Origin of the sequence: Loigolactobacillus bifermentans DSM 20003 (assembly GCF_001434575.1) — a bacterium.
Lineage (GTDB): Bacteria > Bacillota > Bacilli > Lactobacillales > Lactobacillaceae > Loigolactobacillus > Loigolactobacillus bifermentans.
This window is the reverse complement of sequence record NZ_AZDA01000003.1, coordinates 1-25299: the sequence shown is the minus strand read 5'-3', so window position 1 is coordinate 25299 and position 25299 is coordinate 1. Positions and strand designations below refer to the sequence as shown.

Genomic DNA, 25299 nt, shown 5'->3' with positions numbered 1-25299 from the left:
CTACAACCGCTCGAGGTGAGCCTTTAAGTTCTCGATGAACGCTTACTTCGGCGAGTCTAAGATGTTAAGGAGGTGCGAATTTATGTACGCAATTATCAAAACAGGCGGTAAGCAATTGAAGGTTGAAGCAGGCCAACAAATCTGGGTTGAAAAATTAGATGCCCAAGAAGGCGAAACAGTAACATTCTCTGATGTTATTCTTGTAGCCGGTGAAGGTGCTGCTAAGATCGGTACACCAACTGTTGCTGATGCAACTGTTACAGGTACAGTTGAAAAGCAAGGCAAGGAAAAGAAAGTTGTTACTTACAAGTACAAGCCTAAGAAGCACAGTCATACAAAGACTGGTCATCGGCAACCATACACACGGGTAAAAATTGATGCAATCAATGCATAATTAAAGGCGAGTGAGCTCATGATTAAAGCCGTTTTTAAGCAAGATTCAGCGCAAGTGATTCGTTATTTTCGTTTAACGGGTCATGCTGATTCAGGTCCTTATGGCAGTGATATCGTTTGTGCCGCTGTTTCAGCGGTTACGATTGGCGCGTTGAATAGTATTGAGGCTTTAGCCGATTTTGACCCCAAAGTGACTTTGGATGAAGAAAACGGTGGTCATATTGAGTTTTGGTTAAGTGATCATTTAACCCAGACACAATTTGACAAAGCCCAATTATTATTAGCAAGCTTACGATTATCATTACAAGATATTGCGCAAACCTATGCAAAATATTTAACGGTGACAATCGATGAGTCAGTGACCCCATTCTAAACAGGAGGTACACGGATTATGTTGAAAATGAACTTACAATTCTTCTCTCACCATAAAGGTGGTGGTTCGACTTCAAACGGTCGTAACTCTGCTGGTCGGCGTTTGGGAAGCAAACGTGCTGATGGTCAAACCGTTACAGCAGGTCAAATTTTATACCGCCAACGCGGTACTAAGATTCATCCTGGCGAAAACGTTGGCATCGGTGGCGACGATACTTTATTTGCAAAGGCAAATGGTGTTGTTCGTTTCGAACGTTTAGGCAAGAAAGATAAAAAAGTTTCTGTTTATCCTGCTGAAGCAGCAGCTAAATAGGCTATTTTGATAGGCCGGGGATTCCCCGGTCTTTTTTAATGCACGGATCAGTGATCGTAGTGGTTAGCCAGGGTGTTGTCTGGTTGACAAAATGACTGTGATATTTCAGATAGGCCGTAAGTTTGTTATAATAGGCTTAGCTTTTTAAGAAATCACGAATGCGGGGTGAGTCTTTGGCAGATCGATTACGGCGTCTGCGTGAACGGATGGCGGCCATTGAATTAGATGGTTTATTGGTCACCCAGTCTGATAATTTACGTTACTTAACGGCCTTTACAGGGTCCACTGGCGTGGCGTTGATTACGCGTACAGAAGCTTTCTTTGTTACCAATGCGCAATTAATGCGTCAGGCGCAACAACAGGTTACGCCACAGCATTTTATTGTACTTGAGGGCAAACCATCGCTTTTTGAAAAGGTGCAACAACTTGTCGCACCTAAAAATTTAACAAATTTGGGTTTTGAGGCCAGTGATGTGTCGTTTAACCTTTATGATGAATTGGCTGATTTATTTGATATCGGGTTAATTCCGGTTACAGGGATGATCGAAGCATTACGAGAAGTGAAAGACACAGATGAGATCGACAGCTTGGCGCAGGCGGCAAAATTAGCAGACTGGGGTTACCAGCGTTTGTTAAAGATTGTTCATCCTGGGATGACCGAATTTGAAGTGGTCAACCAACTGGAATATGAAATGCGACAACAAGGTGTGACTGATTTTCCACTGCCAATGCGGTTATTAAGTGGTACACGTTCAGCATTAGCACAAGGGACGACCAGTCAGCGCATCATCGGTGGCCAGGAACTGCTTACCGTTGACTTTGGCTGTCGCTATCAAGGCTATGTTGCGCGTTTAACGCGGACGTTTGCGATTGGGTTGCCGGAGCAACAGTTGCAAGAGGTTTATGGGATCGTGTTAGAGGCGCAACTTGATGTAATTGCCAATTTAAAACCGGGTTTGACAGGAATGGCATTAGATCAAATTGCTCGGCAAGTGGTGACCAAATCAGGTTATAGCCCAGAGTTTGGCCCACTCACCGGATTTGGTGTTGGGTTAACGGCGCAAGAAGGGCCGTTGATCCAAGCCGGCGAACAGGCGCAATTGGTGCCGGGGAATATTGTCACCATTGCACCAGGGATTTATTTACCAGGATTAGGTGGCGTGCGAATCGCTGATGACTTATTGGTCACTGTGACGGGCTGCCAAAATTTGACACAGGCACCAAAACGACAATTGATCAGTCTTTAGGTTCTGGCTTGTCAAACACCTGGTATTATTGCTATCATTAACTATAATTTAAGATGATATTGGGGACCGAGTGAGTTAGTCCGCCAATGAGGAATGAAGTCGCATCCGCTGGTATCAAAGCGTGTGGTGACTGAAACAGGGGGTTTCTTTTTAAAATGATTTCTGTAAACGACTTTAAAACCGGCTTGACCATTGAAGTTGAAGGTGAACTTTGGCGTGTGGTTGAGTTTCAGCATGTTAAACCTGGTAAAGGCAGTGCATTTGTCCGTTCTAAATTAAAAAACATTCGGACCGGTGCCGTTCAAGAAAAAACATTCCAGGCAGGGAAAAAGGTCAATAAAGCACAGATTGACAACAAAAAAATGCAATACCTTTACCAAGATGGTGACAACTATGTGTTCATGGACATGAATACTTATGAACAATTATCCTTACCAGGTGATAAAATTCGAGATGAATTGAATTACTTGAAGGAAAATATGGAAGTCAGCATTATGATGTATGGTAGCGAAACGATTGGCATCAACTTGCCAAACACAGTTGAATTGAAAGTGGCTGAAACAGAGCCCGGGATTCGCGGCGATACACAATCAGGTGGTTCAAAACCTGCTAAAATGGAAACTGGTTTAAGCGTACAAGTACCATTTTTCGTTAATGAAGGCGAAACATTAATTATTAGTACGCAAGATGGTTCTTACGTGTCACGGGCTTAACTTAGAATAAAGGGGATCTGAATATGGCAGAGGATACCAATATTGTTTTAACAAATGAAGCACAACCAACCTTAGGACGCATTGAGATCGCACCTGAAGTGATTGAGATCATTTTAGGGATCGCAGCGCGTAAAGTGGATGGCGTCTACCAAATGCGCGGGACATTAACGTCCAGTATCAACGCCTTATTTGGTCGCCAAAATCAAGGCAAGGGTGTTAAAATCAGCGTCAGCGATGACCAAATCACAGCAGACGTTTACGCTTACCTGAACTATGGTGTTGCTGTACCGCAGGTAGCTTTGAAAATGCAAACAACGATTCGGGAGCAGTTGTTATTTATGACTGATTTAGAATTGGCTGCAGTCAATATTCATGTAGTGGGCATCGTCCCTGAAAAAATGGAAAATGTTGTTGATCCAGATAATTTATTTGGCGACAAAGAAGATGGTGACAAATAGTGGCAGTAACACGGCATAAAATTCGAGAGTTGGCTTTTCAAACCTTATTTGCGGTTGCCGCAAATCCGGATGTTGATCAGGCAAACCTCATGCATTCTTTATTAGGAACTGAGGACGACACAGCACTTCCGGTTTATTTAGAAACGTTAGTGCAAGGTGTTTGCGCGAAACAAGCAACGTTAGATGATTTAATCGCACAACATTTAAATCAAAACTGGTCCTTAAAACGTTTGGCGAAAACAGATGTGACCATTTTAAGAATGGCTATTTTTGAAATGCTTGATGTTGATAATGTACCAGGCAAAGTAGCTGTCAACGAAGCGTTAGAGTTGGCAAAAGAATATAGTGATGAGCGTTCACGTCGCTTTATTAATGGCGTTTTATCAGCTGTTTTACGCGAACAAACAACATCTGATTCAGAATAATAAGGCGTTGAGAGAGTGGACCCCGTACTGTAAGGTGTTATGGTACAGCCGTAGTGGCAAGGGTCGCTCTTTTTCAATCAAAAAGGTGGTTTTTCTTTGGTGACGATTTTAGATGGTAAAACTTTAGCAAAAAAAATGACAACGACCTTGAAACAACGGGTGGCAGCATTACAGCAACAGCAGATTCAACCTAAATTTGCAGTGATCATTGCAGGCACTGATCCTGCCAGTGAAATTTATTTGCGGAATAAAGTTCGGCGGGCCGAACGGTTAGGGATTGAAGTCGCTGTTTTTCGTTTTCCGGCTAATGTGACTGCCACAACACTGATTCAACAAATTCAACAATTGAATCAAGATGCGGCCATTCATGCCATTATGTTAGAAATGCCGCTGCCAAAACAATTAGACAGTCAAACCATTATTGCGGCCATTGATCCAGCAAAAGATGCTGATGGCATTCATCCCCTAAATTTAGGCCGTATTTTAACAGGGCAGCCTGGTTTATTGCCTAACACGCCTTATGGCATTATGCAATTGCTGCAGGCTTATCAAATTCCGTTAGTCGGCGCCAATGCTGTAGTGGTTGGGCGCAGTACCATTGTGGGCAAGCCCATTGCAGCGTTGTTAACCAATCAGCATGCCACCGTGACCCTTGCCCATAGTCGTACCAAAGACTTGACAGGATTATTGCAACAAGCTGATTTAATCGTTGCCGCAACAGGACAACCAGAATGGTTACATGCCAATGCTGTGAAAGCAGGTGCCGTGGTGATCGATGTGGGCATGAATCAAAATGCAGCAGGTCAATTAGTGGGGGACGTTGCTTATGATGATGTTGCCGCTAAAGCTGGGGCCATCACACCGGTACCCGGTGGCGTTGGTCCCATGACCAATGTGATGTTAATGACACAGATCGTTGCCTTAGCAGAAGGAAGCCAAGCCAATGCCTAAAACCGATTATTTAACGGTTACGACCTTAACCAAGTATTTAAAGGCCAAGTTTGAACACGATCCCTATTTAGATCGGGTTTTTCTAACCGGCGAAATTTCAAACTTCCGGTTGCGGCCGCATGCCCATCAATACTTTAGTTTGAAAGATGATCATGCTAAAATCAGTGCGATTATGTTTCGTTCGGCCTTTGATAAGGTTAAATTTACGCCTGAAGAAGGGATGAAGGTGCTGGTTGTTGGCCGGATCTCGTTATATGAACCGACAGGAAACTATCAAATTTATATTGAGCGCATGGAACCAGATGGCGTCGGGGCCTTTTACCAAGCCTATGAGCAGTTGAAAAAGAAATTGGCGGCTGAAGGCTTATTTCAGCAAACCAAGCGGCCGTTGGTTAAGTTTCCAAAGAAAATTGCGGTGATCACAAGTCCGAGTGGCGCTGTTATTCGGGATATTATTACCACAGCCCGGCGCCGTTATCCAATTGCACAGATTATTTTATTTCCAACACTGGTACAAGGTGATTCGGCAGCAGCTGATATTGTGGCCAAGATCCAACAAGTCAATCAATTTTCGGATTTTGATACACTGATCATTGGGCGTGGCGGCGGCTCAATTGAAGATCTGTGGCCGTTTAACGAAGAAATCGTTGCCCGGGCCATTGCCGCTTCACAGATACCGACAATCTCATCTGTTGGTCATGAAACAGATACGACCATCGCCGATTTAGTGGCGGATGTTCGTGCGGCAACGCCAACTGCCGCAGCAGAACTAGCAGTACCCGTGCTTCGTGATGAATTGTTGCAATTACAGCAAGCCCAAACGCGCCTGTATCAAGCGTTGCAAAGTAAAATTGATCTGGCGACCAAACAAGTGGAATATTTACAACAGTCCTATGTTTTCCGCCAACCGCAACGGCTTTATGATGGGTATTTGCAAAATGTGGATCAATTGAAATTACGATTACACACTGCTTTTCAACAACAAGTGCAGCGGCAGCAACAGCAACTGTTACAAGTGCAAAATCGCTTGCAACAGCAAACACCGGATCATCGTCTGCAACAGTTGCAGACGCAGGTCGCCATGTTACAGCAACAATTGCAACAAGCCATGCAGCAACACATGCAGCATCAGCAGCAACAGGTCCAGCAGGCCGTTCAATCGTTGGATCATTTAAGCCCGTTGAAGATCATGGCGCGAGGCTATAGTTATGTCACCGATCAACAGCAAAATGTGTTGAAGCAGGCTTCAGATTTTAAACCGGCACAATTGGTAACACTTCACGTAGCGGATGCGACGATTCAAGCAACCGTCAAGTCTGTTCAGCCGCAATCAAGAGAAGAGGAATAATATGGCAGCACAAGCTGAACCAACTTTTGAAGAAAATTTAGCGCAGTTAACGCAAATCGTCACCGATCTTGAACAAGGGGATGTCCCGTTAGAAGCCGCTTTAGCAGAATTTCAAAAAGGTGTTAAATTAAGTCAAAAATTACAGGGAACCTTAAGCAAAGCAGAGACCACCCTTGCCAAAATGATGGATGATCAAGGCCAAGTGCAACCGTTTGAATCTGACGATAAGGCTGGCGCAAATCATGACAACTAAATTAGCGCAATTACGTGCCGAAATGGTCCCTGCCTTGGATAGTTTTTTACAAATGCGTTTAAAGCGCACCACAGATACAGCTGTTTTACCAGCAGCCATGACCTATTCTGTGATGGCAGGTGGCAAGCGGCTACGACCATTATTAATGTTAGCGGTCGTCCAAACTTTTAAGCCGCAAGCTATCCCACAGGCGTTACCAGCTGCTGCAGCGATTGAACTCTTGCACACGTATTCATTGATCCATGATGATTTACCGGCAATGGATAACGATGATTTGCGGCGTGGGTTGCCAACGAATCATAAAAAGTTCGGTGAAGCACAAGCAATTTTAGCTGGTGATGGGTTACTGACACTGGCCTTTCAGTGGCTTGCAGAAAGCCAGTTGCCAGCTGAAACCCGAATTGATTTGGTCCAAACCTTGGCTGTTCAAGCTGGACCAATGGGCATGGTTGCCGGCCAGTCATTAGACATGTTGAACCAAGGCAAAACATTGTCATTACCTGAACTGCAAGACCTTCATCGGCGTAAAACAGGGGCTTTGATCAAAGCCAGTGTCTTAATGGGGGCTAAGGTTGCGGCGGTCAATGAACAACGTACTGCGGCGTTGACCACGTTTGCGACGCAATTTGGGTTGGCGTTTCAAATTCGCGATGATATTTTAGATGTGACTGCCACAACCGCCGAACTGGGTAAGCCAGCGCATCAAGATCAAGCGGCTGAGAAAAATACGTATCCAGGCTTATTAGGCTTAGAAGGTGCGCGTCAGGCGCTGACTGATGCGTTAGCCGGTGCGCGTCAGGCTTTAGGCCAATTGGTCGTTGGCACGGATACAACATTATTAAACGATTTTATTGATTGGTTAGAAAAATGAGGATATGCGCGTGAAGAAAGAACGAATTGATGTTTTATTAACGCAACAAGGCCTATTTGATTCTAGAGAACAGGCAAAGCGTTCAGTGATGGCCGGTGAAGTTTATGATGAAAAAGATCAACGTTATGACAAGCCAGGTAGTAAAGTGCCGGCGGATACGTTGTTCCATTTAAAGGGAAAGCATCTGCCTTATGTGAGTCGTGGTGGTCTGAAGTTAGCAAAGGCTTTAAAAGTTTTTAAACTAGATGTTACGGCTAAAACGGTGTTGGATATTGGGTCTTCTACTGGTGGTTTTACGGACGTTGTTTTACAAAATGGGGCCACTAAAAGTTATGCTTTAGATGTTGGCACGAACCAATTGGTTTGGAAATTACGTGAGGACCCACGGGTGATCGTCATGGAACAAACTAATTTTCGGTATTCAAAATTAGCTGATTTCACCGCTGGACAACCAGATTTTGCAACAATTGATGTGTCATTTATTTCATTAGAATTAATTTTGCCTAACTTGGCGACCATTTTAGCGTCAGGTGGCGATGTGGTGGCGCTGATCAAGCCGCAATTTGAAGCGGGTCCCGCAAATGTCGGAAAAGGTGGTATTGTGCGAGATCGCAAAGTACACGTTGCCGTGCTCGACAAGATTTTAACGTTTGCCAGTCAACACCATTACAACGTGTTAGACCTTGATTTTTCACCGATCAAAGGTGGCGAACACGGTGGTGAGGGGAATATTGAGTTTATTACCCATTTGCAGTTAGCCACCACTGAAGTAGGGGCTATTGCCCCTACTGTGTCCATTGAAGACACCTTGACGAAGGCCTATCAATCGCTAAATAGTGCCAAAGCTTAAAGTTCTGACTTTAACTTCACTTAAAAATACGCTATCATAGTTTTTAAAGAGACGTTGAAGAGGTGGCTGGGATGCGTAAGTCAGAACGACAACAGTTGATCCGTCAATTGTTAACTGAACACGATATTCAAAAACAAGAGGATTTTGTGACCTTACTCGCTGAACAAAATGTCCCTGTGACGCAGGCGACAATTTCACGCGACATTAAAGATATGCAACTGATCAAGGTACCAGCCCCAAGTGGTGGTTATCGTTATAGTTTACCGGTTAAAAAGAAACTCGATACAGAAAAGAAATTAAAACGCACCCTTTATGATGCGTATGTTTCGATTGCCATTCAAGATTATTTTATTGTCTTAAAGGCGCTTCCTGGTAATGGTCAAGCGATTGCCACATTAGTCGATCAACTGAATTTGACCGGTTTATTTGGCACAATCGGTGGCGATGATACCGTTTTGATGATTGCGAAGTCACCGGCGGATGCGCAAACCGTTTATGAAAAAATGACGAGCCTGCTTAACGATTAAGCAGGCTTTTTCGATGATAAACATAAGAGAAATGAGGCAGGACTTTGTTACAAGAGTTGGCAATTCATGATTTTGCGATTATTGAGGATTTAAATGTTGAATTTGAAGCCGGAATGACCGTTTTAACTGGTGAAACTGGCGCAGGTAAATCGATTATTATTGATGCAGTCGGTTTGTTGGCTGGCGGTCGTGGTTCGCAAGAATTTATTCGAACAGGTGCCAGCAAAGCTGTTTTACAAGGCCAATTTCATTTGCCAGCCGCTGCACCAACTTTTGCGTTGTTAGATCAATATGGCATCGCTTATGCCGATCAAGATGTTTTATTACAACGTGAGCTTCATCGTAATGGTCGCAATGTTTGTCGGGTCAATGGTCAGTTGGTCAATACGCTGACCTTAAAAGAAATTGGGGAGACGATCGTGGATATTCACGGTCAAAATGAGCACCAAGAATTAATGCATCCCGAAAAGCATTTGGCTTTATTAGATGAGTTTGCGCATCATGAGATCGTGCCCTTACGCACACAGTACCAAACAGCGTATCAGCACTATAAAAAGCTGCACCAAACTTATGAAAAACGTTTGGCAAATGAAAAAGAATGGGCCCAGCGCTTAGATATGTTGCGTTTTCAAGTTAAGGAAATTGAAACAGCCCAGCTTCAGCCAGATGAAGTCCATCAATTAACCGAAGAAAAATTACAGCTTAGTAATTTTCAACGGATCAATCAAGCTTTGGCGACCAGCTATGCCGCAATCAGTGAAGGCGAAACCGCACCTTTGGACCAAATCGGGCGGGCGATGAACGAATTGCAACAAATTGCAGATCTAGCACCGGCGTATCGCACATTGTCAGAAAGTGTTCAGTCAGCGTACTATACGTTACAGGATGCAGCATCGGATATTTTACAGCAGGCCGATCTGTTGGAGTGGGATGAAAACCGGTTAGATGAGATTGAAAAGCGCTTGGAAATGATTCACCAATTGCAACGTAAATATGGCGATAGTGAAGCGCAAATTTTAGCATATGGTCAAAAAATCAAACGAGAATTGACTGAAATGGAAAATACGGAAAGTAACGCCGCAGATTTAGCTGATCAAGTGGCAGCGGCCCGTGAGCAGGCGTTAACCAGCGGCCAAAAACTATCACAAAAGCGCCAGACAGCTGCGCAACAGCTGGTCCAGGCCATCCATCAGCAATTAAAAGATTTATACATGGCGAAAACGGTTTTTAGTGTTCATTTTAAAACCACAGGCACACCCCATTTTTTTGAAACCGGTTTGGATGAAGTCGAATTTTACATTCAAACCAACCCAGGGGAAACCGCCAAACCGCTGGCGAAAACGGCTTCTGGTGGCGAGCTGTCTCGGATCATGTTGGCACTTAAAACGATTTTTATGCGCAGTCAAGGCATTACCAGCATTATTTTTGATGAAGTAGATACCGGTGTCAGTGGGCGTGTTGCCCAAGCGATTGCAGATAAGATCAGTGGCATTGCCCGTTTTTCACAAGTACTCTGTATTACCCATTTACCACAGGTTGCTGCCATGAGTGACCATCATTTCTTTATTCAGAAACAAGTGGTCCAACAGCGCACTCGAACCAGCTTGAAAGTCTTGAAAACACCTGAACGAATTGATGAATTGGCACGGATGCTATCCGGGACGACCGTCACAAAGTTAACCCGTGAGCATGCCCATGAATTATTAGTTTTAGCAAAATCTGAGAAAAAACGGTTGGCTGCTAAACAGCCGTCATCAAAATAGCGCAACAAAAAAGACTGTGATGAACTTCACAGCCTTTACGCAGCCACCCGCTGAATATAGCGAATGGCTTGATCCATGACTAAGTGGATCAAATGACTTTTTTGCGCTTTAAAGATCACGGTTTGACCATGACGTTCAAAAAAGCCAGTCAACTTGTTGTGTCCTCCGTGATCAAAGTCGTTAAATTGAACGGTGACTAAAAAGTGACGGTCAATCGCTTGTTCTAAATAGTAGTCAATTTGAAAGCCGGGCATCTGTGGCTGAACGGTCAACTGTTGCGGTTCAGAGGCAACAGTGACCGGCGTTGTGACAGTTGCTAATGTCGGTCGATTGATATGATAAATGATTTGATTTGAATGCCGTTTTAATTCCATAATGTCGCCTCCGAACGTTTGTTTGCTATTTTATTATACGAACGTTTGTTTCAAAATGCAAGTCCAGTGATGGGAGAATTGCCATGCCATTTAAACAACTTTTTCAGCTACCAGCTCATTGGCGCAACCAATATCAGATCATGCCGGTTAAGCGTCACACACAACCCTTGCAATATTTTGGGTGGGGCGCTGGCCCGACACCACGGTTGTTAGTGGCAGGGCAAGTCCAGGGACATACGTTTCAAGTGTGCTGGCTAGGCCAATACCAAGGTCTTTCGCAACTAGTTTGGCGACATGCATGGCCTAAAATGCAAGCAACACTTTTAAAAGGTCACTTTAAGTATATCGAATTTGAGACCAAACAGCGCGTTTTTAGCTTAACTTCTTTTAAATTTAGTGAAACAAAATTGGCAGCAGGCTACCGCTATCGGTATTGCTGCTACCGTCAAAAGATTTTGATTTTAGGCGGTGGTGGTGCACATGGCAGTTATCAGTGGGGCGCCTTACAGGTTTTACGCGCAACAGGGTGGCAACCAGATCTGATCATTGGAAGTTCAGTCGGTGCATTGAACAGCGTGTTATATTTAACCACGAGTTCGCAACAAGCGCAAGTCCTTTGGCAACAGATGAGTTGGCACAATATTGTGACGCTACCGGCACAGCAAACACGACCACAGCCACGCTATTTTCCGTATGATACGGCCCCTTTGGCACAGCTTATTCAGCAGTACTGGCAGCCTAAACGCTACCAGCAACGCACCACAGCGGTTGCCGTGACAGCCACCCGATTTGCCGGCTTGCGCTCGGTCACGCACTTGTTACGGCTTGATGACCCAGCTAATCCCAAATGGTTGCAGGCGTCCGCGAGCTTTTTTCCTGTCATGACACCGACAAAAATTGCAGGCGTCACTTATTTAGATGGCGGCGTCCGCAATGATTTGGCGATTCGACTGGCAACACAGCTACGTGGGCGCCAGTTGATTGCCATTGATTGTCAGGGCCTGGGCCCGGTGCCAGCCTATCGGGTCCAACCAGGCCAACATTTGTTGCGGTTACGATCGCGCTGGTCGTTAGGTGGTTTTACGCAATATCAAGCAACACAGGCGGCTGTTAATTTAAAATTAGGCGCGTTAGAAATGCAGCGTGCATTGCGGTCGGATTGGTTTGGCTACTGGTACACTTGGACGAGGCCAATACCTATCACTTGGCAACAAACGTGGCGGCTTCAGCGCCAGCAAACGTCAAATCAGCGTTGGTATCGTCAGTTGTGCCGATTTTGTCGCGTTCGGCAGTTAACACCTACGGGTCAGTTGATTGGTATTTTAGAATATTTGGCGCATGCCGTCCAGGTGACGCCAACGCAAGCATACACACCGCAAACCTTGCTACAAGCGGTTCAGCAACAGCCGCGACGATTCAAACAATTACGGCAACGATCAGATGCGTTAACGCAACTTGCATTACGCTGGTATGATGATGAAACAGGGGGGATTTAAAATGGCAGCATTACAATTTGACATTGTTGAGACCATCGGTGTATTAAGCACAAACAAAAGTGGTTGGACGAAAGAGTTGAACTTGGTGAGCTGGAACGGCCGAGCACCTAAATTTGATCTACGCGATTGGGCCCCAGACCACGCGAAAATGGGGAAGGGCATTACCCTTTCAAATGACGAATTAGATCAGTTACGTGAGACCTTGATTAAAATGCAGACAAACTGACTTGAAAAAGTCAGAAAAAAAGTGCAAAATATAGCGTAATATCTATACGTAAAAGGGAGAATTTAGTGAATGACAACGCGTGGAATGTTAATTGTGCTTTCAGGGCCATCTGGTGTCGGTAAAGGAACCGTTCGGAAAGCCATGTTTGCAAATGAAGAACGGGACTTTGTTTATTCAATTTCAATGACGACTCGGAAACCACGGCCTGGTGAGGTTGATGGTGTGGATTATTATTTTAGAACCCGTGACGAGTTTGAACATGAAATTAAAACAGGGGGCATGTTAGAATACGCGCAGTACGTTGACAACTATTATGGCACCCCTTTGAAGTATGTGAATCAAACACTGGATTCTGGCAAAGATGTTTTTCTTGAAATTGAAGTCAATGGTGCGATGCAAGTTCGCGAAAAATGTCCGAATGGTGTTTTCATTTTCTTAACCCCGCCTGATTTAGGGGCATTGCGTCAACGGCTAGAGGGGCGTGGCTCTGAGGCCAGTAGCGTGATCGATAAACGTTTGGTTCAAGCACGTGAAGAAATTAAAATGATGCAGAATTATGATTATGCTGTTGTAAACGATAAGGTGCCATTAGCAGTTGAACGCATTCAAAACATTATTGAAAGCGAACATTTACGCGTTCAACGGGTGATGTCACAGTATGAAAAAATGATTGGAGTGCAAGCTTAATGATTTTATACCCATCAATTGATAAGTTATTAGACAAAGTTGACTCGCGTTATTCACTGGCTGTTTTGTCAGCTAAGCGGGCTCATGAGATCGAAGCCGGTGCTTTAAAAATGTTATCCGACTATAAATCATCACAAACCGTCGGTGAAGCCTTAGAGGAAATTGCTGAGGGTGATGTGGTCATTGATCCAACATCCTTAATGACCGAACGTGAAGCCGAAGCAATCGATGCTGAAAACAAACACGAAGAATAAGTGTGATTTGAAAAGTCAGGGAAACCTGGCTTTTTTTAACGCGATCAGTCAGGTTGTTGTAGCGGCTTAAATAGCCAGCCATACTGAATGTGGAAACAATGGCGAGATAACAGACAGGCCTGGTTTTTTTTGATAAAATAGAGAAGATAACTTTATTTTTTGAACAAAATTAAATCAAAAATGACATGATTTTTGTCTCAAGGGGGACGTTTTTTTGTTAACGGGAAAGCATATTGCACTTTATGTGAGTGGCGGCATTGCTGTTTATAAGGCTGCAACTTTGGTACGCACGTTGATCAAACGTGGGGCGGAGGTTCGTGTGGCGTTAACACAAGGGGCAACCGCATTTGTGACACCCTTAACCTTTCAAACACTCAGCAAACATGACGTTTATACAGACCGCTTTAAACAATTTGATGCTGAACACGTGGCACACATTGACCTTGCCGATTGGAGTGATCTTGCTATTGTGGCACCTGCAACAGCGGATGTTATTGGTAAAATGGCCAATGGCATTACTGATGATTTTGTCACCACGGCATTGTTGGCGACCACAGCACCGAAATTTGTGGCACCTGCTATGAATAATCATATGCTTGCCAGTGCAGCCGTTCAGCGCAATTTAAAGCAGTTGCAAGCAGACGGCGTGACCTTGATCGACCCTGAAACAGGCTTTTTAGCAGAAGGTTATGAAGGAAAGGGCCGGTTGCCAGAGCCTGAAACGATTGCGGACTTTGTGGAAGTGGCTTTGCTTCAACAAGCACCGAATTTGCCGTTTGCAGGCAAACAATTTGTGATCACTGCAGGGGGGACACAGGAAAAAATTGATCCAGTCCGCTATATTACCAATAAATCATCCGGTAAAATGGGCTACGCTTTGGCGGTGGCAGCACGTGATCTTGGCGCCAAAGTGACCTTGATCACAGCCTCTGATTTACCGAACCCATTTGGGATGACGGTCGTTCAAGCCCCTTCTGCGGAGGAAATGGCGCAACAAGTTTTTGATCGGTTTCAAGCCAGTGATGTGGTGATCATGGCAGCTGCGATTTCGGATTATCGTCCGGTGCAACCGGCCACTGAAAAAATTAAAAAACAGGCAGGTCATCAAGAACTGGTATTGACTTTAACTGAAACACCGGATATTTTGGCGCAATTAGGTCAAACGAAACAGCACCAGCTGGTGATTGGTTTTGCGGCTGAAACCCAACATTTATTAGATAATGCGGCTCAAAAATTAGCACGTAAACAGGCTGATATGCTGATTGCCAATGATGTGGCGGCTGCAAATGTTGGCTTTGACTATGATACCAATGCAGTGACAATTTTGCGGCCACAAGAAGCGCCTTTAAAATTGCCATTAGCGAGTAAAACCGTGATCGCCCAACAAATTATGGAAATTATTCGGCAAATGCGCTTTAATGCTTAAATGAATCATTGAGAAAGTAGGAATTAAAATGGCTGAATTCGTTAAAGTGATTGTTGATGTTCCGACGCTGCAAACGAATCGGCCGTATGATTACGCCGTTCCGCCAGCGTTACAAGATCAAGTTATGCCTGGCATGCGGGTTGTCGTCCCATTTGGAAAAGGAAATCGGGCTGTCCAAGGATTTATTGTGGCTGTTTTCGATCAAGCTGATTATCAAGGCAAACTGAAGACCTTATTACGGTTAACGGATCTCACCCCGGTGTTGAATCCTGAGTTGTTGGCGTTAGGACAATGGTTATCCGATACGACCTTTGCGTTTCAAATCAGTTGTTTTCAAACCATGTTACCCAGCTTAATGCGGGCCAGTTACAGTAAAAATGTGGTACTGGTGGCACCTGAAAACCCGTTGGCGCAACAAGTTTTTCAACAGGCCACAGTCTTGCCGTATGAGCATTTTAAAACCCCAGAGCAGCAGCATCAATTGGGGCAATTACAACGGCAACAGGCCATTCAGATCCAATATCAAGTGAAACAACGCGACCATGCGAAAACGGTGCAAGGGGTACAACTGGCGCAATCATATGCACAACTTGCTACATTACCGGCACAATTAGGGGGGCGGGCTAAAAAGCAACAACAATTATTAGCTTATTTGCTCGACCAACGGCCAACGCTTCCACAACCAATCACAGCTGTAGCCCAGCAGGCCGGTGTATCTCGTGCCGTGGTAAATGCAGCGATTGAAAAGGGTTGGCTAACGGCGACGACCATTGCAGAATATCGCGATCCCACTGCCGGTGAACAGATTACGCGAACGCAGCCCTTAACGTTAACATCGGAACAGCAAACGGCGGTTCAACAAATTTTAGTCGCAGCCCAAGCGCATGAAAATCGTACTTTTCTGATTGAAGGGGTCACAGGTAGTGGTAAAACAGAGGTTTACTTACAGTCGATTGCAGCTGTTTTGCAACAACAGCAAACGGCTTTAATGTTAGTACCAGAAATTGCCCTGACACCGCAAATGGTGAAACGGGTCAAAGGGCGTTTTGGCAGTAAAGTGGCGATTTTGCACAGCGGTTTATCGAATGGTGAAAAGTACGACGAATGGCAACGCATCGAACGTCAAGAAGCAGATGTGGTTGTCGGCGCACGGTCGGCGATTTTTGCCCCGTTACACCATATTGGCCTGATTATTATGGATGAAGAGCATGAAAGTAGCTATAAACAAGATGAAATGCCCCGGTATCATGCACGGGATGTTGCCCAGTGGCGGAGTGCTTATCATCACTGCCCCTTGATTTTAGGCAGTGCGACACCATCACTGGAGTCACGGGCCCGGGCACAAAAAAAGGTTTATCAATTGATTCGGTTGACGCAACGGGCCAATCAGCGTCCATTGCCACCTGTAACGGTGATCGATATGAAGCAAGAATTAAAAAAGACACAAGAAAGCAATTTTTCGGCACCGTTATTGGCGGCATTGCGGCAGCGGGTCATTCATCATGAACAAAGTGTGTTGTTGCTGAATCGCCGCGGCTTTTCGGCCTTTGTTATGTGTCGAGATTGTGGTTTTGTTTTGAAGTGTCCAAACTGTGATATTTCGTTAACGTTGCATATGGCGACACACTCGATGAAATGTCATTATTGTGGTCATGAAGAAGCGATTCCTAAAATTTGCCCCAATTGTCATCAACGTAAAATTCGGTATTATGGCACCGGAACAGAAAAAGTTGAAGCTGAATTACAGCAGTGCTTACCAGAAGCTCGTGTGATTCGGATGGATGTTGACACGACCCGGCGAAAAGGCGCGCATGAACGCTTGTTGTCAGCATTTGGCCGCCATGAAGGTGATATTTTATTGGGCACACAAATGATTGCCAAAGGATTAGATTTTCCAGACGTTACGCTGGTTGGGGTTCTAAACGCCGATACGTCCTTGGGCTTGCCTGATTTTCGCGCCAGTGAGCGGACTTTTCAATTGTTAACCCAGGTCTCTGGTCGGGCGGGCCGGGCGGATAAGCCTGGTGAAGTGATCATTCAAACTTATAATCCGGAACATTATGCCATTCGGTTGGCCCGACAACATGATTATGAAGGTTTTTATCGGCGTGAAATGACGTTGCGCCACCAAGGTCAGTACCCGCCATATTACTTCACCATTAAGCTCACCACCAGTGATGAAGACGAAACAGTAGCGGCTAAAAAAATCTTTGAACTGCAGCAAACGTTGAAACCAGTTTTGTCGGATCAGGCGATTATGTTAGGCCCGACGCCGCGTGCGATTGCCCGCATGAAACGGCGGTATTATTATCAGTTGGTCATTAAATATCGTCATGAACCACGGTTAATGCAAACCTTAACAGCGATTTTGCAACAAAATCAGGCTAGCGGTAGCAAGGCCGTTCAAGTGATGATCGACCGCGAACCGTTGAATTTTATTTAAGCCTTAATTGAAGAAAGTAGTGATGACATGACATCAGTTATATTTATGGGAACACCTGCCTTTTCGGCACCAATTTTAGAACGTTTATTAAAGGAAGGTTATGACGTTTTAGCGGTTGTGACCCAACCCGACCGACCAGTTGGCCGGAAGCACCGCTTAACGCCTTCACCAGTTAAAGCAGTGGCATTGGCCCACAACTTAAAGGTTTTACAGCCTGAAAAATTAAGTGGTAGTCCAGAAGCAGATGAGATCATCGCGTTAAAACCGGATTTATTGATCACAGCTGCATTTGGCCAATTCTTACCTACAAATGTGTTAGCTGCAGCGCAAAAATGGGCCTTAAACGTCCACGCCTCATTGTTGCCGAAGTATCGTGGTGGTGCGCCGATTCAATACGCCATTTTAAATGGTGATGCTGAAACAGGTGTCACCATTATGGAAATGGTGAAGAAAATGGATGCAGGCGATATTTTAGCGCAACAAACCCTTGCAATTACACCAACGGATGACAATGGCACCTTATTTGATCGGTTAAGCAAAGTTGGTGAGGAATTGTTGGTGGCAACCCTGCCGCGGTTATTAGCAGGTGAAATCACGCCACAACCTCAGGATCCAGCACAAGTGACTTTTTCAGCAAATATTAAACCCGATGAAGAAGTGATCAATCTGAATACCACTGCGGTTGCAATTGATCAAAAGGTGCGGGCATTGCGGCCATTACCAGGCGCTTACGTTAAGCATCAAGGGCAACGGGTAAAATTGTGGGCTGTTACACCGGTAGCAGGGACGACAACGGCGACACCAGGGACCATTGTGGTGCGTGGTAAGCACGTCTTGCAGGTAGCAGCAGGTGATGGTACGATTTTTGCAATTGATGAATTACAGCCTGCTGGCAAGGCACGGATGACGATCACGGCTTACCTGAATGGGATGGGTCACGCTTTAAAGGAAGGACAATTATTATTTGATGGGCAATAAGCAGAGTACAAATCCAAGGGCACTGGCTGTAACGCTACTGGAACGGGTAACCGATCAAGGCAGTTATTTAAATGTCGCACTTGATCAATTATTAAAGCAAGCATCACTTGCACCACGAGATGCAGGGCTGTTGACCAATATTGTTTATGGCACCATGCAACATCAATTGACCCTGGACTATTGGTTAACACCTTTTATTAAAAAACCGAAAAAAATGGAACATTGGGTGCGCCTTTTGTTACAAACCGCATTGTATCAATTGGAATACTTAGATCGTGTACCGGCGCGGGCAATTTTCTTTGAAACCACTGAAATTGCCAAAAAACGTGGTAATCGTGGGGTCGCTGGCTTAGTCACCGCTATTTTACGACAAATTCAGCGGGTTGGCGTGGCGGACCTCACGCAAGTTCAACCGCTGGCAAAACAATTAAGCTTAACCGCCAGTGTGCCAGAATGGCTGGTAACAAAATTATTGCAACAGCTAGGCGAAACCAAAACGCGTCATTTACTAACGGCTATCAATGAACCACCACGGGCTTCAATTCGTGTGAATCAGCGATTGACAACGGTGCCACAGTTAGCCGATAATTTAAAGCAACAAGGAATTGATGTTGAAGCCAGCCAATTAACACCTGACGCTTTGGTGGCCAGTAACGGTTTCTTGGCAGGAACCCCTGCATTTGCGGCTGGTCAATATACCATTCAAGATGAAAGTTCGATGTTAGTGGCGCCAAGTTTACAGCTACAACCAGCTACTCAGGTGTTAGATGCTTGTGCCGCACCGGGTGGAAAAACCACGCATATTGCCACTTATTTGTCAGCGGCTGCTGGGGGTCAAGTCGTGGCGCTGGATCTGCACCCACATAAGGTGAAGTTGATTCGGCAAAATGCCAAACGTTTAGGTGTTTCGGATGTCGTTCAGGCGCAGGCCTTAGATGCACGACAGGTAGCCACTGTTTTTGCAGACGGTCAATTTGATCGGGTGCTGGTGGATGCGCCTTGTTCTGGCTTAGGGTTGTTACGACGTAAACCGGAGATTCGTTATGCACGGCAACCAGCAGATATTTTAAATTTGGCCAAAGTGCAATTGACGCTTTTAAATAGCGTGGCCAGCAAGGTGAAGCCTGGGGGCATTTTAACTTATAGTACGTGTACCATTGTGGATGAGGAAAATAAGGATGTGGTGGCACAATTTTTAGCACAGCATCCAGAATTTACAACGATTACAGTGAAAACCAAGCAACCTTTAAAGGTGCCAACCGCACCATACTTACGGTTATATCCGGATGATTATGGCACAGATGGTTTCTTTATTTGTTGTTTGCAACGAAAAATGGGGTAACAGTCATGAAGTTTGCGTATCGGACTAACGTCGGTCAACGCCGTCCAAAAAATGAAGATTATGTGGGCATCTATCAAAATGCAGCAGGGGTGCGGTTTGCCATTGTTGCAGATGGGATGGGCGGGCACTTAGGTGGCGATGTTGCGTCGGCAATGGCCGTCTTACACATTGGCCATGATTTTGAGCATACCAATTTTGAAAAAGTTGAACCGATTATTTCTTGGTTGGTGACAGAATTACAAAAAGAAAATCAACACATTTTGAAAAAGTCGAAACAATATCCGGATCTATCCGGAATGGGGACCACATTTGTGGCGGTGATCTATTTTCAAAATGAGTTTATTATTGCCAACATTGGGGATAGTCGGGCCTATTTAATGCGGCAGCAAGTGCTAACACAATTAACGGAAGACCATTCATTGGTCAATGAACTGGTCAAGCAAGGCGCGTTAAGTCCTGAAGATGCCCGGCATCATCCCCAGAAAAATGTGATCACCCGTACACTTGGGGTTTCTGCGGAGGCGAATGCCGATGTAACCGTGCGCCGTTCACAATATGGGGATTATATTTTGCTGTGCACAGATGGCTTGACGAATATGGTGTCCGATACTGAAATTGCAACGATTCTCAACAATCAGCAACTGAGTTTGGCGGGTAAGTGTGAGCATTTGATTCAAATGGCCAATACGGCCGGTGGCTTGGATAATATTACGGCACTACTATTATATGAAGATCGTGAGGTGGCCGCAAAATGATGGAAATCGGTTATAAATTAGATGGCCGCTATCGCATTATGCGCTCAATTGGCGAAGGTGGGATGGCCAACGTCTATTTAGCGCACGACTTGATTTTAGACCGTGATGTTGCCATCAAAATTTTGCGGTTAGACTTACAGCATGATCCGGCTACGATGCGGCGCTTTCAACGAGAAGAGTTGGCATCAACTGAACTCGTCCACCCGCATATTGTGGCGGTTTACGATGTAGGTGAGGATCATGGTATCCAGTACATTGCAATGGAATATGTGAAAGGGATGGACCTGAAGCAATACATTGCAGCCCACTATCCGATGCCTTACCAAAGCGTGATCAATATTATGAATGAGATTTTGTCGGCTGTGAATCAGGCCCACGCCCATGGCATTATTCATCGTGATTTGAAACCACAGAATATTTTAGTCAATGAATCAGGACACATTAAAATTACGGATTTCGGCATTGCAGTTGCTTTGTCTGAAAATTCACTGACGCAAACCAATTCATTGTTAGGGTCAGTTCATTATTTGTCACCTGAACAGGCGCGGGGCAGTGTGGCGACGAAGCAGTCTGATATTTATGCGTTGGGAATTATTTTATATGAAATGTTGACCAGCAAAGTGCCCTTTGAAGGTGAAACAGCGGTAAGCATTGCCTTAAAACATTTTCAAAGTGATATTCCTTCGGTTCGCAAAATCGACCCTAAGATCCCCCAGGCCTTGGAAAACGTGGTGCTAAAAGCGACAGCTAAAGCACCAATCGACCGCTATCGTTCTGTGGCAGAAATGGCCACTGATCTGCGAACTGTTTTGCAGCCAGAACGGGTCGGTGAAACGAAATATCGTCCGCAAGTAGACGATGAAGAAACAAAGATCATTGCGCCGATCAAGCCACCAGAAACGTCACAACCAGCAGTGACAGCAACGTCTCAAACAGCGGTGATGCCAGAAATTAAGCCTGATCAAGCCTTACAGCAACAAAAAGATCACCGCCATTCCCCTTGGCTGTTGATCGTACTGGCGGTGGGGTTGGTTGTGGCAATTGGTGGTGGCGGCTTTGCTTTTTGGCAAACACAACAGCCGGTAACGGTGCCTCGCCTAAGCCATTTAACCACCCATCAAGCCCAGAAGCAGCTGCGACAGCAACAGTTGAAGCTGGGAAAAGTAACCCGTAAAAGTAGTGCCACTGTGGCGAAGGGCAAAGTGATCCGTTCGACACCAACGTCCGGTCAAAAAATCAAAAAACAACAGTCTGTTGCGGTGGTGGTGAGCTCAGGACAAGCCACGTACAAACTGAAAGATTATCAGGGCCAGGATTACACAGCTGTGGCACAGCAATTACGACAGCAAGGGTTTACGGTTAAACGAAAATTGATCATGTCGGACACCGCAACCCGTAATCAGATCGTCCGTCAAAGTCTGGCAGCAGGGATTGAAGTGATTCCGCGTCAAACAACGTTAAAATTAGAAGTCGGTGCAGGGGCAAATGCCTTTAGTTTCCGCAACATGATCAACTGGTCACAAGCCAGTGTCAGCGAATATACCAATAGTACCGGGTTGAAATTGACGCTTAAAAGCGATTATTCGGATACCGTTCGGTCTGGATCGGTAATGTCGCAAAAACCGACTGCTGGTAGTTACGTCCAACCAGGAGATCAGGTGACGGTAACGATCTCCAAAGGGGCAATCGGCGATAATTAAGCATTAGAACATTGGAATAGACTTAGAAAGTGGGTTAGCTTGTGGCAATTGGCCAAATTAGAAAAGCATTAAGTGGTTTTTATTATGTGAAATCTGGTGACGCGCTTTATCAAACGCGCGCACGCGGAAATTTTCGAAAACGACGCTTAGCACCTTTGGTTGGTGATCGGGTGGAGTTTTCAAGCACCAGTCCAACGGATGGTTATATTTTAGCGATTCAAAAACGGCACAATCAGTTAAAGCGGCCACCAGTCGCCAATGTTGATCAAGCCGTGGTGGTGACATCAGCAGTAAAACCGGATTTTAATAGTAACTTATTGGATCGTTTTTTGGTGATCTTAGAGGCAAAAGAAATTCAACCGTTGATTTATTTAACGAAAACAGATTTGTTGGATGAAGCGGCATTGGCCAAGTTAACCACAACTTTGGCTTATTATCAAAAAATCGGTTATCCTGTTTTTATGGCACCTGATCCTTACCAAGCGGATAATATTGCTGCGTTGATCCGTCATTTTAAGGACCGCCTAACGGTATTAACCGGTCAATCTGGGGCAGGCAAATCTACTTTGATCAACCATATTGCACCAGAACTACAGTTACAAACAGCGGCTGTATCGGAAAGCCTTTCTCGTGGGAAGCATACCACACGTCACGTTGAGTTGTGGCCGTTAGCAGATGGTTTAGTGGCCGATACACCGGGCTTTTCGTCATTGGCGTTAACGGATCTTGATTTGAATACCCTAGGCAATCTTTTTCCAGATTTTGTGGCGTTGGCGGATCAATGTAAATATCGTGGGTGCCAACATGATCATGAGCCAGGTTGTGCGGTTAAGGCAGCCGTAACAGCGGGTGAGCTGTTAGCCAGTCGTTATGAGAACTATTTACAATTCCGAACTGAGAAAAAAGCTGAAAAACCAGTTTATATGAAAGAGGGACGGTCGAAATGAAATTAGCACCATCAATTTTAAGTGCAGATTTTATGAATTTGGAACATGATGTTAAGATGGTTGAGCAAGCAGGCGCTGACTATTTACACGTTGATATTATGGATGGTCAGTTTGTACCTAACATTACGTTTGGCCCCGGGATGGTGGCAGCGTTACGGCCAATCACCAAATTAACGTTGGATTGTCATTTGATGATCGTTGAACCAGAACGTTATGTTGCTGATTTTGCCAAAGCAGGTGCCGACATTTTAACAGTGCACGTTGAAAGCACACCACATATTTATCGTGTGATCCAGCAAATTAAGGCGGCTAACATACAAGCAGGTGTTGTGTTAAACCCAGGCACGCCACTTGAGGCGATTAAAAATGTGTTGCCAATGGTGGATCAAGTACTGGTAATGACCGTCAACCCGGGCTTTGGCGGCCAAAGCTTCTTGCCAGATATGTTGACCAAGGTCAAGCGCTTAGATCAATTACGGCAAACTAATGAAAATTACCATTTTAATATTGAAGTAGATGGTGGCGTCAATGAACAAACAGCGACAGCTTGTGCACAAGCAGGGGCCAATGTTTTTGTGGCAGGTTCTTACACCTTTGCTGGGGAGCCGGCCCGTCAGCTAGCCACGTTGCGCCATTTGGTGACAAAACATGACGCGCATTAATATTTTAGTGGGTGGGCCAAAGCAGTTTTGGCCTACAGTTTTAAAAGAACACCCAGCAACGATTCCAGGGCAGTGGTTAGCGGCTGATCGTGGGGCATTATGGTTATTAAAATTAGGTTTACAGCCGTTAGCCGCGATTGGTGACTTTGACTCGCTAACTGCAGTGGAGCGGCAGACGGTTGCACAACAAGTACCTGACATGCAATGGGCGGTAGCCGATAAAGATGAAACGGATACAGAATTAGCGTTACATTTAGCCTTAAATCACTATCATGCGACACAAGTCGTGATTTACGGTGCAACAGGTGGTCGGTTGGATCATTTCTTAGATAATCTTTTTATGTTATTGCGTGCTGATTTTCGGCCATTTGTGCCGCGCATCCAAATTGTCGATCAACAAAACTTGTTGCAACTGTATTTACCTGGGACGCACACGATTGTTCAGGCACCTGGCATGCACTATGTGGGCTTTGCACCAATGACAGCGGTTGAAAAGCTAACGTTGTACGATACCAAGTACCATTTATGGTTGCAAGATTATGCGGCACCGATTATGTATGCGAGTAATCAATTTACTAAAAAAAGTGCGACGTTCTCCTTTAACAGTGGGGTGGTTGCAGTGATTCAAAGTTGTGATTTAAACGCCTAAAAAAAGAGCTAAGCAAATTTTGCTTAGCTCTTTTTTTATTTCGTGTTTTAAACGCGTGTAACTTTACCGGATTTTAAAGTCCGTGCGGATACCCAAACGCGTTTTGGTTTGCCGTCAACTAAGATCCGAACTTTTTGTAAGTTGGCTTTCCAGCTACGACGACTGTGGTTCAAGGCGTGTGAACGCTTGTTACCAAAAGTTGTGCCTTGACCAGTTAAATAATCTTTAGCCACGAAAATGCCTCCCTTGCCATTACTTTTAAATGTCACCTTAAGAAACACTTACTTGAATAAATTTAGCATAAAGCCTGCCGGAATGCAATAGAATTCTTTCAAGTAATTTTGCTTGACAGTCTTTTTTAAAGGGCTGAATGCACCACTAAAACGTCACAAGGCGCGGCACGCGTGATGTAATTTGCAGTGGAGCCAATCAGCATCCGTGTCACAGCACCTTTTCCAGTGGCGCCGACCAGAATTAAATCGATTTGATGATCTTGCACAAAATCATGGGCGATCACCGTTCGGGGATTGCCAAAGCGAATGTGATAAGCGCAATCAGCTAACCCCAGATCATGGGCATCAGCTTGTAATTGTTGTAACTGTTTTTCAGTTCGCTGAACCAGTTGCGTGGTAAAATCATCGCGATTTTGATCGTGATGAAAGTCATATTGATAATCGCGGTTCCAAATATCAAGTACGGCGAGTAAATGTAATTGCCCTTGACTTTGACGTGCGATTTGGACGCCTTTTACAAACGCGCGTTGCGCCTGCGGTGAGCCATCAACGGCAACTAAAATTTGACGTTTTTTTTCAAGCATAACGGCACCTCCTAGGTTCTCTAAGGTCTATTTTGCTATCGCAAAATCTAATTTCGGAG

30 protein-coding genes and 1 other annotated feature (1 of these 31 only partly in view) are annotated in these 25299 nt (G+C 44.9%); of the genes, 27 read left to right on the top strand and 3 right to left on the bottom strand.

Features of this window, described 5'->3' with window-relative positions:
* Positions 1-68 (top strand) — a sequence feature (ribosomal protein L21 leader region) (it extends 6 nt beyond the left edge of the window).
* A gap of 14 nt (positions 69-82) precedes the next feature.
* The 14 genes from rplU to recN all read left to right on the top strand — a co-directional run bounded on the left by rplU (position 83) and on the right by recN (position 10484).
* Positions 83-394, top strand: coding sequence for a 50S ribosomal protein L21 (rplU, locus tag FC07_RS00670; RefSeq protein WP_057903209.1), 312 nt, complete (start codon positions 83-85; stop codon positions 392-394).
* Positions 395-412: 18 nt separating this feature from the next.
* Positions 413-766 carry a ribosomal-processing cysteine protease Prp gene (locus tag FC07_RS00665; RefSeq protein ID WP_057903208.1) on the top strand — a complete coding sequence of 118 codons (354 nt, stop codon included), beginning with the start codon at positions 413-415 and terminating at the stop codon, positions 764-766.
* Positions 767-784: 18 nt separating this feature from the next.
* The gene (gene rpmA, locus FC07_RS00660; RefSeq protein WP_057903207.1) at positions 785-1078 is read left to right on the top strand and encodes a 50S ribosomal protein L27; all 294 of its coding nucleotides are present in this window, start codon (positions 785-787) and stop codon (positions 1076-1078) included.
* Positions 1079-1251: 173 nt separating this feature from the next.
* Positions 1252-2325, top strand: a complete 1074-nt coding sequence (locus FC07_RS00655; RefSeq protein WP_057903206.1) for a M24 family metallopeptidase — start codon at positions 1252-1254, stop codon at positions 2323-2325.
* Positions 2326-2480: 155 nt separating this feature from the next.
* Complete coding sequence (gene efp / locus FC07_RS00650; protein WP_057903205.1) at positions 2481-3038, top strand: elongation factor P; 558 nt, start codon at positions 2481-2483, stop codon at positions 3036-3038.
* A gap of 23 nt (positions 3039-3061) precedes the next feature.
* Positions 3062-3496: an Asp23/Gls24 family envelope stress response protein gene (locus FC07_RS00645; protein ID WP_057903204.1), complete on the top strand. Its 435-nt coding sequence runs from the start codon at positions 3062-3064 to the stop codon at positions 3494-3496.
* Positions 3496-3921: a transcription antitermination factor NusB gene (gene nusB / locus FC07_RS00640; RefSeq protein WP_057903203.1), complete on the top strand. Its 426-nt coding sequence runs from the start codon at positions 3496-3498 to the stop codon at positions 3919-3921. The genes FC07_RS00645 and nusB overlap by 1 nt, the downstream gene beginning before the upstream one ends.
* Positions 3922-4017: 96 nt before the next feature.
* A complete protein-coding gene (locus FC07_RS00635) occupies positions 4018-4872 on the top strand; it encodes a bifunctional 5,10-methylenetetrahydrofolate dehydrogenase/5,10-methenyltetrahydrofolate cyclohydrolase (RefSeq protein WP_083483142.1) in 855 nt (284 codons plus the stop codon).
* Positions 4865-6220 carry an exodeoxyribonuclease VII large subunit gene (gene xseA, locus FC07_RS00630; protein ID WP_057903202.1) on the top strand — a complete coding sequence of 452 codons (1356 nt, stop codon included), beginning with the start codon at positions 4865-4867 and terminating at the stop codon, positions 6218-6220. Before FC07_RS00635 ends, xseA begins: the two co-directional genes overlap by 8 nt.
* A gap of 1 nt (position 6221) precedes the next feature.
* Positions 6222-6473, top strand: a complete 252-nt coding sequence (locus FC07_RS00625; RefSeq protein WP_057903201.1) for an exodeoxyribonuclease VII small subunit — start codon at positions 6222-6224, stop codon at positions 6471-6473.
* The gene (locus FC07_RS00620) at positions 6463-7344 is read left to right on the top strand and encodes a polyprenyl synthetase family protein (protein WP_057903200.1); all 882 of its coding nucleotides are present in this window, start codon (positions 6463-6465) and stop codon (positions 7342-7344) included. The genes FC07_RS00625 and FC07_RS00620 overlap by 11 nt, the downstream gene beginning before the upstream one ends.
* A gap of 4 nt (positions 7345-7348) precedes the next feature.
* On the top strand, positions 7349-8194 hold the full coding sequence (locus tag FC07_RS00615) for a TlyA family RNA methyltransferase (RefSeq protein WP_191981075.1): 846 nt from the start codon (positions 7349-7351) through the stop codon (positions 8192-8194).
* 71 nt (positions 8195-8265) lie between these two features.
* Positions 8266-8721, top strand: coding sequence for an arginine repressor (argR, locus tag FC07_RS00610; protein WP_057903198.1), 456 nt, complete (start codon positions 8266-8268; stop codon positions 8719-8721).
* A 44-nt stretch (positions 8722-8765) separates the two neighbouring features.
* Positions 8766-10484 (top strand): DNA repair protein RecN, encoded by a 1719-nt coding sequence (recN, locus tag FC07_RS00605; protein WP_057903197.1) that lies wholly within the window; start codon positions 8766-8768, stop codon positions 10482-10484.
* Between the two features lie 35 nt (positions 10485-10519).
* Here recN and FC07_RS00600 read toward each other — a convergent pair whose 3' ends face one another.
* On the bottom strand, positions 10520-10858 hold the full coding sequence (locus FC07_RS00600) for a hypothetical protein (RefSeq protein ID WP_057903196.1): 339 nt from the start codon (positions 10856-10858) through the stop codon (positions 10520-10522).
* Between the two features lie 83 nt (positions 10859-10941).
* Here FC07_RS00600 and FC07_RS00595 point away from each other — a divergent pair, with 83 nt between their 5' ends.
* From FC07_RS00595 to FC07_RS00535, 13 genes are all read left to right on the top strand, one after another.
* Entirely contained in the window at positions 10942-12354 is a 1413-nt protein-coding gene (locus FC07_RS00595; protein WP_057903195.1) for a patatin-like phospholipase family protein, read from the top strand.
* Between the two features lies 1 nt (position 12355).
* Positions 12356-12580 (top strand): YdbC family protein, encoded by a 225-nt coding sequence (locus FC07_RS00590; protein WP_057903194.1) that lies wholly within the window; start codon positions 12356-12358, stop codon positions 12578-12580.
* A 69-nt stretch (positions 12581-12649) separates the two neighbouring features.
* Positions 12650-13267 carry a guanylate kinase gene (gene gmk / locus FC07_RS00585; protein ID WP_057903193.1) on the top strand — a complete coding sequence of 206 codons (618 nt, stop codon included), beginning with the start codon at positions 12650-12652 and terminating at the stop codon, positions 13265-13267.
* The gene (gene rpoZ / locus FC07_RS00580; RefSeq protein ID WP_057903192.1) at positions 13267-13521 is read left to right on the top strand and encodes a DNA-directed RNA polymerase subunit omega; all 255 of its coding nucleotides are present in this window, start codon (positions 13267-13269) and stop codon (positions 13519-13521) included. Before gmk ends, rpoZ begins: the two co-directional genes overlap by 1 nt.
* Positions 13522-13735: 214 nt before the next feature.
* Positions 13736-14947, top strand: a complete 1212-nt coding sequence (gene coaBC, locus FC07_RS00575; RefSeq protein WP_057903191.1) for a bifunctional phosphopantothenoylcysteine decarboxylase/phosphopantothenate--cysteine ligase CoaBC — start codon at positions 13736-13738, stop codon at positions 14945-14947.
* 28 nt (positions 14948-14975) lie between these two features.
* Positions 14976-17390, top strand: coding sequence for a primosomal protein N' (gene priA / locus FC07_RS00570; RefSeq protein ID WP_057903190.1), 2415 nt, complete (start codon positions 14976-14978; stop codon positions 17388-17390).
* 27 nt (positions 17391-17417) lie between these two features.
* Positions 17418-18368 (top strand): methionyl-tRNA formyltransferase, encoded by a 951-nt coding sequence (gene fmt / locus FC07_RS00565; protein WP_057903189.1) that lies wholly within the window; start codon positions 17418-17420, stop codon positions 18366-18368.
* On the top strand, positions 18358-19710 hold the full coding sequence (rsmB, locus tag FC07_RS00560) for a 16S rRNA (cytosine(967)-C(5))-methyltransferase RsmB (RefSeq protein WP_057903188.1): 1353 nt from the start codon (positions 18358-18360) through the stop codon (positions 19708-19710). Before fmt ends, rsmB begins: the two co-directional genes overlap by 11 nt.
* Positions 19711-19715: 5 nt before the next feature.
* A complete protein-coding gene (locus tag FC07_RS00555) occupies positions 19716-20465 on the top strand; it encodes a Stp1/IreP family PP2C-type Ser/Thr phosphatase (RefSeq protein ID WP_057903187.1) in 750 nt (249 codons plus the stop codon).
* Positions 20462-22165 carry a Stk1 family PASTA domain-containing Ser/Thr kinase gene (gene pknB, locus FC07_RS00550; protein ID WP_057903186.1) on the top strand — a complete coding sequence of 568 codons (1704 nt, stop codon included), beginning with the start codon at positions 20462-20464 and terminating at the stop codon, positions 22163-22165. The genes FC07_RS00555 and pknB overlap by 4 nt, the downstream gene beginning before the upstream one ends.
* Positions 22166-22206: 41 nt before the next feature.
* The gene (rsgA, locus tag FC07_RS00545; RefSeq protein ID WP_057903185.1) at positions 22207-23112 is read left to right on the top strand and encodes a ribosome small subunit-dependent GTPase A; all 906 of its coding nucleotides are present in this window, start codon (positions 22207-22209) and stop codon (positions 23110-23112) included.
* Positions 23109-23774: a ribulose-phosphate 3-epimerase gene (gene rpe / locus FC07_RS00540; RefSeq protein WP_057903184.1), complete on the top strand. Its 666-nt coding sequence runs from the start codon at positions 23109-23111 to the stop codon at positions 23772-23774. Before rsgA ends, rpe begins: the two co-directional genes overlap by 4 nt.
* The gene (locus FC07_RS00535) at positions 23761-24423 is read left to right on the top strand and encodes a thiamine diphosphokinase (protein ID WP_057903183.1); all 663 of its coding nucleotides are present in this window, start codon (positions 23761-23763) and stop codon (positions 24421-24423) included. The genes rpe and FC07_RS00535 overlap by 14 nt, the downstream gene beginning before the upstream one ends.
* A gap of 47 nt (positions 24424-24470) precedes the next feature.
* Here the strand turns inward: FC07_RS00535 and rpmB are convergent, their stop codons facing one another.
* Together rpmB and FC07_RS00525 are read right to left on the bottom strand one after the other, a co-directional pair.
* Complete coding sequence (gene rpmB, locus FC07_RS00530) at positions 24471-24656, bottom strand: 50S ribosomal protein L28 (RefSeq protein ID WP_057903182.1); 186 nt, start codon at positions 24654-24656, stop codon at positions 24471-24473.
* 125 nt (positions 24657-24781) lie between these two features.
* Positions 24782-25240 carry a universal stress protein gene (locus tag FC07_RS00525; protein ID WP_057903181.1) on the bottom strand — a complete coding sequence of 153 codons (459 nt, stop codon included), beginning with the start codon at positions 25238-25240 and terminating at the stop codon, positions 24782-24784.
* Between the last annotated feature and the right edge of the window lie 59 nt (positions 25241-25299).

What these genes read in the sequence shown, in the direction of transcription:
- rplU (WP_057903209.1), top strand. Translation starts at nt 83, where the DNA reads ATGTACGCAATTATCAAAACAGGCGGTAAGCAATTGAAGGTTGAAGCA.
- FC07_RS00665 (WP_057903208.1), top strand. Translation starts at nt 413, where the DNA reads ATGATTAAAGCCGTTTTTAAGCAAGATTCAGCGCAAGTGATTCGTTAT.
- rpmA (WP_057903207.1), top strand. Translation starts at nt 785, where the DNA reads ATGTTGAAAATGAACTTACAATTCTTCTCTCACCATAAAGGTGGTGGT.
- efp (WP_057903205.1), top strand. Translation starts at nt 2,481, where the DNA reads ATGATTTCTGTAAACGACTTTAAAACCGGCTTGACCATTGAAGTTGAA.
- FC07_RS00645 (WP_057903204.1), top strand. Translation starts at nt 3,062, where the DNA reads ATGGCAGAGGATACCAATATTGTTTTAACAAATGAAGCACAACCAACC.
- xseA (WP_057903202.1), top strand. Translation starts at nt 4,865, where the DNA reads ATGCCTAAAACCGATTATTTAACGGTTACGACCTTAACCAAGTATTTA.
- FC07_RS00625 (WP_057903201.1), top strand. Translation starts at nt 6,222, where the DNA reads ATGGCAGCACAAGCTGAACCAACTTTTGAAGAAAATTTAGCGCAGTTA.
- FC07_RS00620 (WP_057903200.1), top strand. Translation starts at nt 6,463, where the DNA reads ATGACAACTAAATTAGCGCAATTACGTGCCGAAATGGTCCCTGCCTTG.
- FC07_RS00615 (WP_191981075.1), top strand. Translation starts at nt 7,349, where the DNA reads ATGCGCGTGAAGAAAGAACGAATTGATGTTTTATTAACGCAACAAGGC.
- argR (WP_057903198.1), top strand. Translation starts at nt 8,266, where the DNA reads ATGCGTAAGTCAGAACGACAACAGTTGATCCGTCAATTGTTAACTGAA.
- FC07_RS00600 (WP_057903196.1), bottom strand. Translation starts at nt 10,858, where the DNA reads ATGGAATTAAAACGGCATTCAAATCAAATCATTTATCATATCAATCGA.
- FC07_RS00595 (WP_057903195.1), top strand. Translation starts at nt 10,942, where the DNA reads ATGCCATTTAAACAACTTTTTCAGCTACCAGCTCATTGGCGCAACCAA.
- FC07_RS00590 (WP_057903194.1), top strand. Translation starts at nt 12,356, where the DNA reads ATGGCAGCATTACAATTTGACATTGTTGAGACCATCGGTGTATTAAGC.
- gmk (WP_057903193.1), top strand. Translation starts at nt 12,650, where the DNA reads ATGACAACGCGTGGAATGTTAATTGTGCTTTCAGGGCCATCTGGTGTC.
- rpoZ (WP_057903192.1), top strand. Translation starts at nt 13,267, where the DNA reads ATGATTTTATACCCATCAATTGATAAGTTATTAGACAAAGTTGACTCG.
- priA (WP_057903190.1), top strand. Translation starts at nt 14,976, where the DNA reads ATGGCTGAATTCGTTAAAGTGATTGTTGATGTTCCGACGCTGCAAACG.
- fmt (WP_057903189.1), top strand. Translation starts at nt 17,418, where the DNA reads ATGACATCAGTTATATTTATGGGAACACCTGCCTTTTCGGCACCAATT.
- rsmB (WP_057903188.1), top strand. Translation starts at nt 18,358, where the DNA reads ATGGGCAATAAGCAGAGTACAAATCCAAGGGCACTGGCTGTAACGCTA.
- FC07_RS00555 (WP_057903187.1), top strand. Translation starts at nt 19,716, where the DNA reads ATGAAGTTTGCGTATCGGACTAACGTCGGTCAACGCCGTCCAAAAAAT.
- pknB (WP_057903186.1), top strand. Translation starts at nt 20,462, where the DNA reads ATGATGGAAATCGGTTATAAATTAGATGGCCGCTATCGCATTATGCGC.
- rpe (WP_057903184.1), top strand. Translation starts at nt 23,109, where the DNA reads ATGAAATTAGCACCATCAATTTTAAGTGCAGATTTTATGAATTTGGAA.
- FC07_RS00535 (WP_057903183.1), top strand. Translation starts at nt 23,761, where the DNA reads ATGACGCGCATTAATATTTTAGTGGGTGGGCCAAAGCAGTTTTGGCCT.
- FC07_RS00525 (WP_057903181.1), bottom strand. Translation starts at nt 25,240, where the DNA reads ATGCTTGAAAAAAAACGTCAAATTTTAGTTGCCGTTGATGGCTCACCG.